At 69.9% G+C, this 14,983-nt stretch carries 16 protein-coding genes and 1 pseudogene; 15 read left to right on the top strand and 2 right to left on the bottom strand.

Going from position 1 to position 14,983, the window contains the following annotated elements:
- Positions 1 to 375: 375 nt before the first annotated feature.
- The 4 genes from IPN03_05545 (at position 376) to IPN03_05530 (ending at position 3,922) form a co-directional block, all read left to right on the top strand.
- On the top strand, positions 376 to 1,041 hold the full coding sequence (locus tag IPN03_05545; GenBank protein MBK9373189.1) for a DNA alkylation repair protein: 666 nt from the start codon (positions 376 to 378) through the stop codon (positions 1,039 to 1,041).
- A gap of 106 nt (positions 1,042 to 1,147) precedes the next feature.
- On the top strand, positions 1,148 to 1,801 hold the full coding sequence (locus IPN03_05540; GenBank protein MBK9373188.1) for a hypothetical protein: 654 nt from the start codon (positions 1,148 to 1,150) through the stop codon (positions 1,799 to 1,801).
- 52 nt (positions 1,802 to 1,853) lie between these two features.
- Entirely contained in the window at positions 1,854 to 2,918 is a 1,065-nt protein-coding gene (locus tag IPN03_05535; GenBank protein MBK9373187.1) for a metallophosphoesterase, read from the top strand.
- Between the two features lie 44 nt (positions 2,919 to 2,962).
- On the top strand, positions 2,963 to 3,922 hold the full coding sequence (locus tag IPN03_05530) for an EamA family transporter (GenBank protein ID MBK9373186.1): 960 nt from the start codon (positions 2,963 to 2,965) through the stop codon (positions 3,920 to 3,922).
- A 33-nt stretch (positions 3,923 to 3,955) separates the two neighbouring features.
- On the opposite strand, the gene IPN03_05525 is transcribed toward IPN03_05530, so the two are convergent.
- Positions 3,956 to 4,846: a LysR family transcriptional regulator gene (locus tag IPN03_05525; protein ID MBK9373185.1), complete on the bottom strand. Its 891-nt coding sequence runs from the start codon at positions 4,844 to 4,846 to the stop codon at positions 3,956 to 3,958.
- 99 nt (positions 4,847 to 4,945) lie between these two features.
- On the opposite strand from IPN03_05525, the gene IPN03_05520 reads away from it, so the two are divergent.
- The 4 genes from IPN03_05520 (at position 4,946) to IPN03_05505 (ending at position 8,527) form a co-directional block, all read left to right on the top strand.
- The gene (locus IPN03_05520) at positions 4,946 to 6,169 is read left to right on the top strand and encodes an NAD(P)-dependent alcohol dehydrogenase (GenBank protein ID MBK9373184.1); all 1,224 of its coding nucleotides are present in this window, start codon (positions 4,946 to 4,948) and stop codon (positions 6,167 to 6,169) included.
- A gap of 27 nt (positions 6,170 to 6,196) precedes the next feature.
- Positions 6,197 to 6,574, top strand: a complete 378-nt coding sequence (locus IPN03_05515; protein MBK9373183.1) for a hypothetical protein — start codon at positions 6,197 to 6,199, stop codon at positions 6,572 to 6,574.
- A 64-nt stretch (positions 6,575 to 6,638) separates the two neighbouring features.
- Positions 6,639 to 7,727 (top strand): alpha/beta hydrolase, encoded by a 1,089-nt coding sequence (locus IPN03_05510; protein MBK9373182.1) that lies wholly within the window; start codon positions 6,639 to 6,641, stop codon positions 7,725 to 7,727.
- Between the two features lie 56 nt (positions 7,728 to 7,783).
- On the top strand, positions 7,784 to 8,527 hold the full coding sequence (locus IPN03_05505) for an aldo/keto reductase (GenBank protein ID MBK9373181.1): 744 nt from the start codon (positions 7,784 to 7,786) through the stop codon (positions 8,525 to 8,527).
- A gap of 158 nt (positions 8,528 to 8,685) precedes the next feature.
- Here the strand turns inward: IPN03_05505 and IPN03_05500 are convergent, their stop codons facing one another.
- On the bottom strand, positions 8,686 to 9,099 hold the full coding sequence (locus IPN03_05500) for a hypothetical protein (GenBank protein ID MBK9373180.1): 414 nt from the start codon (positions 9,097 to 9,099) through the stop codon (positions 8,686 to 8,688).
- A 139-nt stretch (positions 9,100 to 9,238) separates the two neighbouring features.
- On the opposite strand from IPN03_05500, the gene IPN03_05495 reads away from it, so the two are divergent.
- From IPN03_05495 to IPN03_05465, 7 genes and pseudogenes are all read left to right on the top strand, one after another.
- The gene (locus tag IPN03_05495; GenBank protein MBK9373179.1) at positions 9,239 to 10,999 is read left to right on the top strand and encodes a bifunctional alpha/beta hydrolase/class I SAM-dependent methyltransferase; all 1,761 of its coding nucleotides are present in this window, start codon (positions 9,239 to 9,241) and stop codon (positions 10,997 to 10,999) included.
- Entirely contained in the window at positions 10,996 to 12,276 is a 1,281-nt protein-coding gene (locus IPN03_05490) for a serine/threonine protein phosphatase (GenBank protein ID MBK9373178.1), read from the top strand. The genes IPN03_05495 and IPN03_05490 overlap by 4 nt, the downstream gene beginning before the upstream one ends.
- A 92-nt stretch (positions 12,277 to 12,368) precedes the next feature.
- Positions 12,369 to 12,956, top strand: a complete 588-nt coding sequence (locus IPN03_05485) for a 1-acyl-sn-glycerol-3-phosphate acyltransferase (GenBank protein MBK9373177.1) — start codon at positions 12,369 to 12,371, stop codon at positions 12,954 to 12,956.
- Positions 12,957 to 13,015: 59 nt separating this feature from the next.
- Positions 13,016 to 13,876, top strand: a complete 861-nt coding sequence (locus IPN03_05480) for a phosphatidate cytidylyltransferase (GenBank protein MBK9373176.1) — start codon at positions 13,016 to 13,018, stop codon at positions 13,874 to 13,876.
- A gap of 63 nt (positions 13,877 to 13,939) precedes the next feature.
- Positions 13,940 to 14,020 (top strand): annotated as a pseudogene (locus IPN03_05475) (transposase).
- A 42-nt stretch (positions 14,021 to 14,062) separates the two neighbouring features.
- Positions 14,063 to 14,356 carry a nucleotidyltransferase family protein gene (locus tag IPN03_05470; protein MBK9373175.1) on the top strand — a complete coding sequence of 98 codons (294 nt, stop codon included), beginning with the start codon at positions 14,063 to 14,065 and terminating at the stop codon, positions 14,354 to 14,356.
- Complete coding sequence (locus tag IPN03_05465; protein MBK9373174.1) at positions 14,349 to 14,693, top strand: DUF86 domain-containing protein; 345 nt, start codon at positions 14,349 to 14,351, stop codon at positions 14,691 to 14,693. Before IPN03_05470 ends, IPN03_05465 begins: the two co-directional genes overlap by 8 nt.
- Positions 14,694 to 14,983: the final 290 nt, after the last annotated feature.

Raw genomic sequence — 14,983 nt, 5'->3', positions numbered from 1 at the left:
CGCAGCCGCAAGGAGCCCGTCATGAAGCGTGCCCTTCTCCTCGCCGTGGCCCTGCCGGTTGCGTCGTCGCTTGCCTCGTGTGGCTCCTCGCCCACCGAGCCGGACGCGACGTCACGGGCTCGCACCACCCTGAAGATCACCGTCACCCGGTGCCATCTCGATGGCAGTGTGGTGGTCCGTGCCGACGGACCCAAACGACCCGCCCCTCGCCCCCCCAGGTCCTCTCCTGACCCCGGCCCCCCCTCACTCCGCAGGGAACGACGTCTTCGCAGCCAGCGCCGTCGGCGCGCTCGATCCGCTGGCGTCGATCCCCGCCGGAGGGACGGCTTCCATCGCGCTCGTCGATCCACCCGCGGCGTGCATGGGCCAGCGACCATGACCCTCGACGAAGCGCTCGGCAAGCTCGAGGCGCTCGGCAGCGAAAAGATGCGAGCGCAGAACAGGAAGAGGGGCGCCGGCGAGAGTCAGTTCGGCGTTCTGCTCGGTGATATCCGAAAGCTCGCCGCCGCGATCAAGACCGATCACGCGCTGGCCCTCGCGCTCTGGGAGACGGGAAACATCGACGCCCGGCTCCTGGCCACCCTCGTGATCGAGCCACGGAAGCTGTCTGGCGGCGAGATGGATCGGATGGTGCGGTCCGTCGGGTTCGCGCAGCTGGCAGACTGGCTCAGCTCCTATGTCCTCAAGGAGCATCCCGAGAAGGAGGCCTTGCGCCAGGCGTGGATGGCCGACGACGATCCCTGGGCCGCCCGCGCCGGATGGGGACTGACCGCCGGACGCATCGCCAGGAGTCCGGAAGGGCTCGACGTGCCGGCCCTCCTGGCGCGCATCGAGTCCGAGATGGGAGGCGCCGCTTCGGAAGTCCAGTGGACGATGAACGCCACCCTGGCGGCGATAGGGATTCACTTTCCCGCGCTCCGCAAACGCGCCATCGCGATCGGCGAAACCCTGGGAATCTACCGCGACTATCCGGTCTCCAAGGGCTGTACCTCACCCTTCGCCCCGATCTGGATCAACGAGATGGTGCGGCGGCAGGGGTGAGCCCGGCGTAGCGGTGACTCCCCGGGCTCATCGGGCGCCTGGCTCCGCTTCCACGCCGGCAGGTCGAGGCCGGCGGTTGCCTGCGTCCACGGTAACCTGCGCGGGCATGAGCAGCCGACATCGCACGTGGAGCGTGGAGGAGCGGGACGTCCTCCGGACGCTCCGCCGCCCCGAGGACGTCCAGCGCTTCGTCGATGAGCTTCCCTACAACAGGGAGGACGGCGGCGAGACGTGCCGATCGCCGCGCCGCGTCCTGCGGGACCAGACGGCCCAGTGCTTCGAGGCGGCCGTCTTCGCGGCCGCCGTTTTCCGGTTCCAGGGGCGGCGGCCGCTCGTACTCCTCCTCGCCGCGGTCCGCGACGAGCACCACCTCCTCGCGCTCTTCCGGGAGAAGAAGGACGGCGGCGCGTGGGGGGCCGTCGGCAAATCGAAGTTCGTCGGCCTGCGCTTCCGCGACCCGGTCTACCGCACGCCTCGCGAGCTCGCGATGAGCTACTTCGAGAGCTATTACAACGACGACGCGGAGAAGACCCTCCGCGCGATCTCGCGCCCGATCGACCTCTCGCGCGTGGACGGGCGGAACTGGGAGCGCAGCGAGGAGGACATCTGGGGCGTCAGCGAGTGGATCGGCCTCCACGCCGTCCGGCCTCTCGTCACGCCCTCCCAGGCGAGAGGCCTTCGCCGCGTGGAGCCGGTCGCCTTCGCACAGGGGCTCCTGCCGGGGCAGAAGCACCCTCCCCGCGAGAGAATCCAGGGCTGATCCGGACCCGCGCTGCCCCGCGGGCGAGGCGGGTCCTGTAGCCTCGGGCGCGATGCCGGTCCGGGTCCTTTTCCTCTCCGACACGCACCTCGGCCTCGACCTTCCGTCGCGGCCCCGTGTCGAAAGGCGCCGCCGCGGCGACGACCTCTTCGAGAGCTTCGAGCGGGCGCTCGCACCGGCATTGAGCGGCGAGGCCGGCATCGTCGTCCACGGCGGCGACCTCTTCTACCGGAGCCGGATTCCGGCCTGGCTCGCGGAGAGAGTCTTCTCGCGGCTCGCCCAGCTCGCCGATCTCGGGTTGGACGTCTTCTGGGTCCCCGGGAACCACGAGCGGTCCGGAGTGCCGCGCGGCCTGCTCCTGACGCATCCGCGGATCCGCGCCTTCGACCGCCCCAGGACGTTCGTCGTCCGGCGGGACGGCCTCGACCTCGCGCTCTCCGGTTTCCCTTTCGCTCCCGACGTGCGGACGAGCTTTCCCGCACTCCTCGCGGCTACGGGGCACGCGGACGCCGTGGCCGACGTCCGCCTCCTCTGCTTCCACCAGGCCGTCGAAGGGGCAAAGGTCGGGCCGGTCGGATTCACCTTTCGCAACGGGGCCGACGTCGTTCGCGGCCGGGACGTCCCGGCGGGCTTTGCGGCCGTCCTCTCCGGGCACATCCACCGCGCGCAGGTCCTCACCCACGACCTCGCAGCGCGCCCTCTCGCCTCGCCCGTCCTCTTCGCCGGGTCGACGGACCGGACCTCCTTCGCCGAGCGGAACGAGCCGAAGGGAACGCTTCTCCTCGAGCTCGAACGAGATGGCCGTGGCGGTACCGCGACCTGGGAGTTTCGCGAGCTCCCGGTCCGGCCGATGGTCGACCTCGAGCTCGACCCGGACGACGACGCCGCGTCGTTCGAGGCTCGCCTCCGTGCCGCGCTCTCGCGCCTCGACCCGGCGTCTCTCGTCCGGCTCCGCCTCTCGCGCGAGCCCTCCCCCGCCGTCGCCGAGCTCCTCGGCGCGAAAGCCCTTCGTCGCGCCGCGCCACCCACGATGACCGTCTCGGTCGCCTGGCGAGACGCATTCGAACGAAACGTCCGCGACGATCCAGCGGCGGATAGATCGCGTCCTCGGGCGTAACGTTGCTCGCGGTTCCCCACCGCCGCGCGGTGCAGAATCGACGGATGGACCACCCCTCCGCGACGCCGGCGAAGCCAGACGCCTCGTCCAACGTCTTCCTCTTCTTCCTCGCCTCGTTCATCTGGGGAACGACCTGGCTCGCCATCAAGTTCCAGCTTGGCGTCGTGGCTCCCGAGGTCTCCGTGGCGTGGCGGTTCGCCCTCGCCTCTCTCCTCCTCGTCGGGTGGTGCCTCCTGCGCGGCGTCTCGCTCCGGTTCACGGCGCGCGACCACGCCCGCCTCGCGCTCCTCGGGTTCCTCCTCTTCGGGCTGAACTACGTCCTCGTCTACCGCGCCGAGCAGCACCTCGCCTCCGGACTCGTGGCGGTCGTCTTCTCCTTCCTCGTCTTCTGGAACCTGATCGGCGCCCGGCTCTTCTTCGGAACGCCGACGCCGCCGGCCGTCGCCCTCGGCGCAGTGATCGGCGTGGCAGGCGTCGCGCTCCTCTTCTGGCCGGAGGTGACGAGCCTCCGTGGGGGCGCCGGTCAGGCGGGCGGACTCTGGCTCGCCCTCGTCGCGACCTTCTTCGCCTCGGCCGGGAACCTCTACTCGCAGCGGCTCTTCGCAACCGGCCTGGCCGTCGCCCCGTCGATCGCGTTCGCGATGGGCTACGCCTCCCTCTCGGTATTGGCCTGGTGCGCGGTGACCGGTATCCCCTTCGCGTTTGACGCGAGGCCTGGATACGTCCTCTCCCTCGCCTACCTCGCGCTCTTCGGGTCGGTCGTCGCCTTCATGGCCTTCCTCACGCTCCTCAAGCGGATCGGCGCGGGGCGGTCCGGCTACACCGCCGCCGTGATTCCGCTGATCGCGATGCTGGCGTCCACCGCGTTCGAGGGATACCGCTGGTCGGCGGCGCCCGTCGCCGGCATGCTCCTCGTCCTCGGCGGCACCGTGCTCGTCCTCCGGGCGAAGGAGCGGGTGGTCCGCGATCCCGTTCCATTCTCCGACGAACGACGGGCGCGCTGACGAAGCGGCAGGTCGAGACGTCGGCCGTCCCGGTCAGACGCGGAGCGCCTCGACGAGCGCCTGAAGGGCCGGAGGCTGATGGCGCCGGCTCGGGTAGTAGAGGAAGTAACCGTCGAACGGCGGACACCAGTCCTCGAGCACGCGCACGAGGTCGCCCCGCCCGAGGAGGTCGGCGGCGTCCTCCTCGAGCAGGTAGGCCAGTCCCAGGCCGTCGAGCGCGGCGCGCAGGGTGAACACGGGGTCGGTGACGACGAGAGGTCCTGAAACGGAGACGACGACGGGCCGGCCGCGCTTCTCGAACTCCCACCGGTAGACGGGGCCGCTGACCCCCAGGCGGTGGGAGATGCAGCTGTGCGCCGTCAGGTCGCGCGGCGTCTTCGGCCGGGGATGCGAGTCGAAGTACGCCGGCGCGCCGACGACGGCCGCGCGCTGCTCCCCGCTGATCCGGACGGCGACCATGTCCCTCTGGACGAACTCCCCGAGGTGGATGCCGGCGTCGAAACGCCCTGCGACGAGGTCGGGGCGGTTCTCTCCTTCGGTCGTGATGTCGAGGACCACCTCGGGGTTGTCTCGAACGAACTTCGCGACCTTCGGCCAGAGGGCCATCGCGATCGCCATCGGCGGCGCGACCAGCCGGACGACGCCGGCCCGCCTCGCACGCAGCCGGCCGGCCTCGGCGAGCGCGGCCTCGATCTCTTCGAGCGCGGGGCGCACGTGCGCCAGCAAACGCTCGCCCGCCTCCGTGGGCGCGACCGTGCGCGTCGTCCGGGCGAGGAGTCTCAGGCCCAGTCGCTCCTCGAGGGACCGAATCGCGTGGCTCACGGCCGACCGGCTGAGACCGAGCCGGTGGGCCGCCTTCGTGAAGCTGAGCTCCTCGGCCACCACCGCGAAGGCGGCGAGGACCGCGAGCTCGTCACGGGCTATTGGTGCACTCACTTCACCAGCCTATGCCGCCTTTGCCGTCTTGTCGACCGCTCGCGACGTTCCTATCCTTTTCCCGTGGAAAGCAGAAAGGAGCTTCAGATGTGCGATCGATGCGGAGATTCGAGCCATGAGGCGGGCGCCGGCGCCTACGACCGGCGCGAGGTCCTGAAGGCGGGTGCGGCCCTGGTCGCGGCGCCCCTCGTCGGAAGCGTGGCCGGCAAGCTGGATGCTGCGCAGCCGGGAGCGCCCACCGGCGATCGGCCCGCCTCCGCGCGGGCCTGGGGTGCGACGAGCGCCACGAGCCCCATCGCGCCTCTGCAGATCGCCCGGCGCGCCCTCGGGCCGCACGACGTGCTTCTCGACGTCCTCTATTGCGGCATCTGTCACTCCGACATCCACCAGGCGCGCGACGAGTGGCACGAATGGGGGCCGACGGTCTACCCGTGCGTCCCCGGCCACGAGGTCATCGGCCGGGTCGGCGCCGTCGGGAAGAAGGTCACGAAGTTCAAGGTGGGCGACATCGGCGGCGTCGGATGCCTCGTCGATTCCTGCCGCACGTGCGACGGCTGCCGCGCCGACCGCGAGCAGAACTGCGCCCGGTCGGCCACCTTCACCTACAACTCGCCCGACGCGCACGGCGCTGCGCCGGTCACCTACGGCGGCTACTCCGACAGGATCGTCGTCACCGAGCACTTCGTCATCCGGATCCCGCCCGGCGCGGACCTTGCGGCGACGGCCCCGCTCCTCTGCGCCGGGATCACCACCTTCTCCCCGATGCAGCACTGGAGGCTCGGCGGCGGGCAGCGCGTGGGGGTGATCGGGCTCGGCGGGCTGGGTCACATGGCGGTGAAGCTCGCGGCCGCGCGCAACGCCGAGGTCACCGTTTTCACCACCACCCCCGGCAAGCTGGGGGACGCCGAGCGGCTGGGCGCCCGGCAGGCCGTCCTCTGGAGCGACGCGGCGGCGATGAAGCGGCTCGCGAACACCTTCGACCTCCTCATCTCCACCGTGCCGAAGGCCTACCCGATGCAGCCGTTCGTCGACCTCCTCAAGGCCGACGCCACGCTCGTCAACGTCGGGGCCATGGAGCAGATCCAGGGTGTCAGCGGGATCCAGCTCGTGTACGCGCGCAAGAGCATCGCCGGATCGATGATCGGCGGGATCGCCGAGACGCAGGAGGTCATCGACTACTGCGCCGCCCGCGGTATCAAGGCCGACGTCGAGCTCGTCCGCCCCGACCAGGTCAGCCAGGCCTTCGATCGCGTCGTCCGGAAGGACGTGCGGTACCGCTTCGTCATCGACCTGGCGTCGGCAAAGGCCTGACGCCCCGCGACGACCGTGAGGATCCGCATGAGCATCGAAGGCGGGTCGATCGCGGCCACCCTCGCCGACAACGACACGGCCCGGGACTTCGCCTCCCAGCTCCCGCTCGAGCTGACGCTCACGGACTATGCCGCCACGGAGAAGATCAGCGATCTGCCCAGGAGGCTGAGCACGGAAGGTGCTCCCCCGGGCATCGATCCCGTCGTGGGGGATCTCACCTACTACTCGCCCTGGGGGAATCTGGCCATCTTCTACGAGGACTTCCGCCATTCGGCCGGGCTGATCAAGCTGGGACGAATCGACTCCGGCCTCGAGGTTCTGAACCGCCCCGGGCCGCTGAGAGTGACGATCGAACCCGTCGAGGAGGAGACCGGCAGGTCGCCGGTCCGCCGAAGGCTGAGATGAGTCGAACCCGAGCATCGAACAGAAGGAGCCGACCATGAACCGACCCATTCCAGAAGCCGCGCAGATGGACGCTTCGCCAGGAAGCTTGCCGAGCGGCAGATTTGCTTTGAGCGTGGCTCTCGCTTTCACAACAGTGCTGGCGGCCTGCCAGTCGGGTTCGGGGCAGGCACTCCACGCCGCGAACAAGGAGGCCGCCATGCCACGAGTCGCAACGTGGGACAAGACCTTTTCAAGAAACGAGAAGGTGGACCATCAGAGAGTCACTTTCAAGACCCGCTACGGCATCACCCTATCGGCTGACCTGTACCAGCCGAAAAGTACCAGCGGCAAGCTTGCAGCGATTGCCGTTGGTGGCCCCTTCGGCGCGGTCAAGGAACAGTCGTCGGGCCTTTATGCGCAGACCATGGCGGAACGCGGATTCGTCACGCTGGCTTTCGATCCGTCCTACACGGGGGAAAGTGGTGGTGAACCGCGGAATGTGGCCTCACCAGACATCAACACGGAGGATTTCAGTGCCGCCGTGGACTTTCTCGGCCTGCAACCCAATGTGGACCGCGGGCGCATTGGCATCATCGGCATTTGCGGCTGGGGTGGCATGGCATTGAATGCAGCCGCCGTGGACAAGCGCGTGAAGGCGGTCGTGGTCAGCACCATGTACGACATGACGCGCGTCATGTCCAGGGGCTACAACGACAGTGTGACCCTCGAACAGCGCACGCAAGCACTGGAGCAGCTGGGCCGGCAGCGTTGGCAGGATGCGGAAAAGGGAGCTCCGGCGTATGGCCCGGTCTCCAACGAGCTGAAAGGCGGCGAAGCGCAGTTCCTGGTGGACTATCACGACTACTACAGGACGCCGCGGGGCTTCCATCCGCGGGCGGTGAACTCGCACGGCTCGTGGACGCTCACGACCCCGCTGTCGTTCATGAACATGCCGCTCTTGACCTACATCGCGGAGATTTCGCCGCGCCCGGTTCTGTTCATCCACGGCGAAAAGGCCCACTCGCGCTATTTCAGCGAAACCGCCTACGCGGCTGCGGCGGAGCCGAAGGAGCTCATGATCATCCCGGACGCCAGCCACACTGATCTCTACGACCGGATGGACGTGATTCCGTTCGACAAGATCACAGTGTTCTTCGGCACGAACCTGAAGTGACATCACGGCTGCGAGCAGGGATGAAGTGACCCTGGCGAACGTCTCGGGGTTGCCGCATGACAGCCGAATCGGCTGCAGGTATCGGCCTCCTGGCGCGTTCCGCCACCACATTGGCGCGTTTTGCTAATGACCGACCGGCCCGGACGCCCTACCTTGTCGACGCCGGGAGGCGACCCGAAATGACCGAAGCGACGAACACCAAGCCCGCCGGCACCTCGAAGGTCGAATCGACCTCGTACGACGCCCGCGCCTGGGCCGCCACGAGCGCGACCAGTCCGCTCGCTCCAGCGACGATCCGCCGCGCTCACGCCGTCCAGCGCGTCACCGCGCTCCAGAGCGAGTACTCCCTCTGGTGGAGAGAGCCCGAGGCGGAGGTGATTCCGACGCTCGAGGAGCTGGGGATCGGATTCGTCCCCTTCAGCCCGCTCGGGAAAGGCCTCCTCACGGGCGCGATCGACGAGAAGACGACTTCCGACAAGACCGACTTTCGCAACGTCGTTCCCCGGTTCGCGCCCGAAGCGCGCAAGGCGAACCTCGCGTTCGTCGAGATGCTGCGGCGGATCGCTGAAGCGAAGGGGGCGACGCCCGCGCAAATCGCCCTCGCTTGGCTCCTCGCGCAGAAGCCGTGGATCGTCCCGATCCCGGGCACGACGAAGCTCCACCGGCTCGGCGAGAACCTCGGCGCGGCCGGGCTGACCCTCTCCCCGGAGGATCTCCGCGAGATCGACGAAGTCTCCGCGAAGGTCACGCTGCACGGCGCCCGCTACCCGGAACACCTGCAGAAGCTCGTCGGCCGCTGATCGGCGCAGCGGGACTCGAGACAGGGCCGCCACAGGAGCGCAGCCCTCTGCCGGCAGCACCTCCACCCAGGGTCCCCTGCCCTCCCTGACCGGCGGGCGCCGCAGGCTCGGTGCGCTCGAGGTCTCCCTACGACGCCGCCAAGGGCTGGGCGCCGGTCCTACGACGAGGTCTCCATGGACTGCCTCTTCCTCCGCAGCTCCATGGCCCAGAGGGCCGCGACGAGGAGGACGTCGCTGACGACGTGGGTGTTCCGCCCCTCTTCCCAGGGGGGTGGAACCAGGGTGGGCTCGATGAGCCGCGCGGCGCCGCTCGCTCCGGAGTCGGCGGCAACGGCCTTCAACGCGTCGAGGACCGCGAACCGCTGCATCGTGATGTCCTTCAGGCCGCCGAGGTTCTTGTACGCGAAGATGCAGAACAGGACGGTGATGAGCGACGTGGTGGCGACGTCCCGCTGCTTGCGCATCGACGAGAAGGCCAGGAGGCCGCCGGCGATGACGACGTAGAGCGTCCAGAGCCACTGCAGGCCGTTGGACCGCTCGAAGTACATCTGGACGAGGTCCGTGTAGCTCATGAGGACATCCTTTCGTGTCGTGGGCAGCAGCCGGATTTTCGAGCGGCGAGGGGGGACCGTCAAGGAAGCCGGCGGCGTCCGGCGATCGGACGCTACAATGCCTCGCTTTCATGCATGACATTGCTCCGTGGGGTGGTCCGTGACGCGGGACGCCGCGCTCCTGACCTTTCCCACCCACGACGGCGTCGAGCTTGTCTACCGGCACTGGCCCGCGCGCGGATCGGCCCCCGAGGGCTGGCCCGCCCGGCCCGCCCTCGTGCTCCTTCACCGCGGTCACGAGCACTCGGGCCGCCTGCAGCACCTCGTGGACGAGCTCGAGCTCCCCGGCGTGGACGTCTACGCCTGGGACGCGCGCGGGCACGGCCTGTCGCCCGGCGAGCGGGGACACAGCCCGAGCTTCGGCACCTCGATCCGCGACGTGGGGACCTTCGTCGACCACCTCTGCGCCCGGCACGCGCACGGGCGAGAGGACGTCGCCCTCGTGGCCCAGAGCGTCGGCGCCGTCCTCGCGGCCGCGTGGGTGCACGACTACGCCCCCCGCATCCGCGGCCTCGTCCTGGCGACGCCGGCCTTCTCGGTGAAGCTCTACGTCCCGTTCGCACGACCGGGGCTCTCGCTCCTGCGGCGCCTCAGGGGCAACTTCGCCGTGACGTCCTACGTCAAAGGGAACGTCCTCACGCACGACCCGGAGCGGGTCGCCTCGTACGAAACGGACCCGCTCGTCTCCCGCGTCATCTCGGGGGACATCCTCCTCGGCCTCCTCGAGGCGGGCGACCGGCTCGTGGCAGACGCCCAGGCGATCCGCACCCCGACGCTGCTCCTCGTCTCCGGCAAGGACTGGGTCGTGCGCCGCGCGCCGCAGCTCCGCTTCTTCGAGCGGCTCGGCGCGGCGACGAAGGAATGCATCGTCCTGCGGGACTTCTTTCACGACACGCTGGGCGAGAAGGAACGCTCCCGTGCCCTGACCCCTTTGCGGGGCTTCCTCGACCGGATCTTCCAGGCGCCGCTCGAGGACCCTGACCGGACCGCGGAGGACCGGTCGGGGCCCTCCTTCGAGACCTGGCGCCGGCTGTCGCGCCCCCTGCCGTCGCTTTCCCCGATGGGCTTCCTCTGGAACGCGCAGCGCGTCGGGCTCCGGACGCTGGGCCGCCTGTCGCACGGGATCGACCTCGGCTGCCGGACCGGCTTCGACTCGGGCGCGAGCCTCGACCACGTCTACGGTGACGAGGCCGCCGGGCGGATCGGCGTGGGGCGGCTCGTGGACCGCGTCTACCTCGACGCTCCCGGGTGGCGCGGCGTCCGGGTGAGGAGGCGCCAGCTCGGCGAGCTGATCCGCCTCGCGTGCGAGCGGGTGGCGGCCACGGGCCGGGCGCCGCACCTCCTCGACCCGGCCGCGGGACACGGGCGATACCTGCTGGACGTCCTCGAGAGCGTGCCCGAGGCGACGGCGCTCCTCCGGGACCTGCTTCCCGAGAACGTCCGGGAAGGAAGCGCGCGGATCCGCGAACGAGGGCTCGACGGCCGCGTGAGGTTCGAGCAGGGCGACGCTTTTGACCCCGACTCTCTCGCCGACGTGAGGCCGCGCCCCGACGTGGCCGTCGTCTCGGGCCTCTTCGAGCTGTTCCCCGAAAACGACGGGGTGCGCCGGAGCCTCTCCGGCCTCGCCGCCGCGATGGCGCCAGGCGGGTGGCTCGTCTACACGAACCAGCCGTGGCATCCCCAGCTCGAGATGATCGCGCGCCTCCTGACGAGCCACCGGGGCGGCGCACCGTGGGTGATGCGCTGCCGCTCGCAGCGGGAGATGGACCAGCTGGTGGAGGAAGCCGGCTTCGAGAAGGCGGACCAGCGGGTCGACGAGGCGGGCCTCTTCACCGTCTCCCTCGCCCGGCGCGCCGCATGACGGGAGCCGAACGCCGCCCCCGGGTAGAGGCCGCACTGTGGCTCGCGTTCCTCGGGGTCTTCTTCTTCGGGACCTACGGCTGGGCCAACGCCTTCACGGCGACCCGGACGGACGTGGGAATCGTGGTCTGGGCCTGGGAGCGCCACATCCCGTTCCTGCCCTGGACCATCGTCCCGTACTGGAGCATCGACCTCGCCTACGCCGCGTCCGTCCTCCTGTGCGCGACCCGGCGCGAGCTCCGCGTCCACGTCGCGCGCCTCGTCCTTGCCTCAGTCGTCTCCCTGGCCGGCTTTCTCGCCTTTCCGCTCCGTTTCAGCTTCGAGAGGCCGGCCGCGGACGGCCTGCCCGGGGCCCTCTTCGCCCTGCTCTCGTCCTTCGACCTGCCGTTCAACCAGGCCCCGTCGCTGCACGTCTCGCTGCTCCTCGTTCTCTGGACCTTCTACGCGGGGAAGGTCCACGGACCGTGGCGGTGGGCGGTTCACGGCTGGAGTCTCCTCGTCGGCCTCTCGGTCCTCACCACCTGGCAGCACCACGCGGTGGACGTGGTGACCGGCGTCGCGGCCGGCGTCGTCTGCCTCTGCGCGATACCGCTGCGGCTCCGGATCCTGAGGCCCGACCGGCGAGAGTCCGTCATCGGCCTCTCCTACCTGCTCGGGGGCCTCGCCGCCTTCGTCATCGCGGCGTGGCAGGGAGGCTTCGGGTGGCTCCTGGCCTGGCCCGGGCTCGCCCTGACGCTGGTGGCGGCCGGATACCTCGGCTTCGGGCCGGGGGTCTTCGGCCCGACGGAAGCGCCGTGGCACTGGCGCGCCCTCATGCTCCCCGTGCGGCTCGCGGCAACCCTTTCCGCACGGCTGCAGACGCGGGGCCTTCCCGCCTTCGCCGAGCTCGCTCCGGGGCTCTCGGTCGGACGCGCACCCCGCGCACGCGAGGCGGCGGAACTGGGCGTGAAGACCGTGGTGAACCTCGCCCCGGAGATCCTGGCTCCCGGTCCGGGCGAAGGAGTCGTCCGGGTCCGAGCCCCGCTCCTCGACCTCGCCACTCCGTCGCCCGACGAGTGGGATCGGGCCGTCGCGGCAGCCTCGGCAGCCTGGTCGGCAGGACCCGTTCTGATCCACTGCGCCATGGGCCTCCAGCGGAGCGTCCTCGTGGCCAGCGCGGTCCTGGCGCGGAGCGGGATCGAGCCGGCTGCGGCCTGGGAGAGAGCCCGCGAGGCTCGGCCGCAGGCCCGCGCGAAGCCCTCCCAGCTCGCTCTCCTCGGGATCGGGGAGACTTCTTGAGTCCTCCCTTTCCTGAAGGATCGATTCCCGGGATCCGCCCCCCACTCCTCGACCGCCTCTGCGGTCACGCGCTGGCCGGGTTCTGCAAGGCGATGACCTCGCTGGAGACCGCCTGGAGCGTGCCCTGGGACCCGGCCCGCCCGCGCGTCTTCTACGTGAACCACGCCAGCCACGCCGACTCGGCGCTCGTCTGGTCCTCGATTCCAGCGCGGGAGAGACCCAGGCTCCGACCCGTCGCCGCCGCCGACTACTGGACGGCAGGCCCCGTCCGGCGATACCTCGCCAAACGGGTCTTCCACGCGGTCCTGGTCGAACGCCAGACGAACGGGGGGCCGGGGGACGCGGTGGAGCGCATGGAGGCCGCCCTTCGAAACGGCGACTCGCTGCTCCTCTTCCCGGAGGGGACCCGGAACCTCGGGAACGGCCTTCTCCCGTTCCGGCCCGGCCTCTACCACATCGTCAGGCGGTGCCCGTGGGCCGAGATACAGCCGGTCTGGCTGGAGAACCCGGGACGGGGCCTGCCGAAAGGGGCGTACCTACCGATACCCCTTCTTTGCCGCGCCTTCTTCGGTCCCCTCCTCGCGACGGCTGCGGGAGAGAGCCAGGAGGACTTCCTCGAACGCGCCCGGGCAGCTCTCCTGGCCCTCCGACCCTCGTCCCCGTCCGGAGGCCGGGCCTGACCGAGGTCTGGCGCCTCTGGACGTGGGTCGCCGGCGCGCTGGCGCTCGGCACCGCCGTCGTGCTCCTGATCCGCCGACGGCTCGGGCCCGGGAACGCCACGGGCCGCAACCTCGTGGACCGGGCCGTCGGCTGGGCCTGGATCCTCGGCGTCCTCGCTGCGGCCTACTTCGCGGGACCGCCCGGCGCCCTCTTCCTTTTCGCCGTGGTTGCCGCGCAAGGTCTCCGGGAACTCCTCTCGAGGCGGGGAATCTCGAGTGTCCGGGATTACACCTCGATGTCCGTCCTTTTCTACGGGGCACTGCCTCTCTTGTTCGCGCTCGTGCCGTATTCCGGCTACTGGCTCGTCTCGCCGGTCATCGGACTCGCCGGCCTCGGCCTCGTCCTGGCGGCGTGGGCATCCTCGCCGCCGGGCGACGCGAGACGGCGCGCTTTGCACTTTCACCTCGCGCTGCTGGGCACTCTCTGGGGCCTTCCCCACGTCGCCGCGCTCTGGTACCTCCGGCCGCAGGCCGCTCCCGCCTCGGGCCCGCTCCTCGCCGGCTTCCTGCTTCTTGTGGTCCAGTCGAGCGACGTGGCCCAGTACGTCTCCGGCCGCCTCCTGGGCCGGCACCCGCTCTCCGCCCGCTCTCCGTCCAAGACGTGGGAAGGTTTCGCAGGAGGGCTTCTCTTCGCCGTCGGCCTCGGCGTGCTGCTCCACGGCTCGACTCCCTTCACCTGGCGCCAGGGTGCGGCGCTCGCACTGGTGGTCTACCTCCTCGGGGTTGCGGGCGGCCTCCTCCTCTCGTCCGTGAAGAGAGACCTGGGCCTCAAGGACTGGAGCGCGCTCCTGCCCGGGCACGGCGGGATGCTCGACCGGGTCGACTCGCTCCTCCTGTCGGCGCCCGTCTACTACCACCTCGTCCGGCTGCTCCTCGGCTGAGCTCGCTCACGCGACGGCCGTCCCGAACGGGCGGGCGGGCCTCTCGTCCGCCGCCTTCCGCGACGGCCTGGCAAGCCGGTGGACAACGCCTTCGCCGAGTCCTTCAACGCCACGGTCAGACGAGAGTGCCTCTCGCAACACTGGCTTCGACCCCGTTTCCCGGCTTCCGGCTAGACTCGCCTCGCCATGGTTCGATCCCGCGAGGAGATCATCTCGACCCTCCGGGCAATGAAGCCCGACCTCGGACGTCGCTTCGGCGTGCGCGACCTGGCCCTCTTCGGCTCGTTCGCGCGGGGCGACGAGACCGACCGAAGCGACATCGACATCCTCGTCGAAGTAGATCCCGCGATCGGACTCGATTTCGTCACGCTCGCCGACAAGCTCGAAGAGGCCCTCGGCCGACCGGTCGACCTCATCTCAACGCGGGCGCTGCGTCCACGTCACATGGACGCTATCCGGCTCGAAGCTCTTCATGTCTAGACGCTCCGTCCGCCTCCTGCTCGACGACATGCTCGAGGCGACGGAGCGGATCGAGCGGTATGTCGCGAGAATGGACCAGCCCGCATTCCTCGCCGACGAGAAGACCTCCGACGCCGTCGTGAGGAACCTCGAGATTCTCGGAGAAGCAGCCGCTCACGTGCCGGATGAGTTCAGGGCAAGCACACCGGACCTGGAATGGCCGCGGGTCGTCGGCCTCAGGAACCGGGTCGTCCACGGGTACTTCGCGGTGGACCTCGAGCTCGTCTGGATGATCGTCGTCAGCGACCTGCCCGTTCTCGCGTCGCGACTTCGTCGGCTTCGCGACTCCCTCGACTGACGCCTCAACCGGTCGGCGCGGCCAACGGCTTCGTCAAGACGAGGCTTGGTCGACGCGCGAAAAGCTCGACGCCGTGGAGGTCGTCCGCGGCTTCCGTCTCGGCGATCAGAGTGGTCGGGACGGCGAGATTCGAACCCGCGACCCCTTGAACCCCATGGGGAAAAGGAGCGCTTTCGACGCCGGGAGCCCGATGGGTCCGGCCGTTTTGGACAGTAGTGTGGACACCTCCTCGCCTCGCAGCACCTCCGATTCGCCGTTCGTTCTCGGGTGGTTCCCGGCGAAGAACAAAC

The sequence above is a fragment of the Holophagales bacterium genome, from assembly GCA_016719485.1.
Taxonomy (GTDB): Bacteria; Acidobacteriota; Thermoanaerobaculia; order UBA5066; family UBA5066; genus UBA5066.
This window is presented reverse-complemented; position numbering and strand designations above follow the sequence as displayed.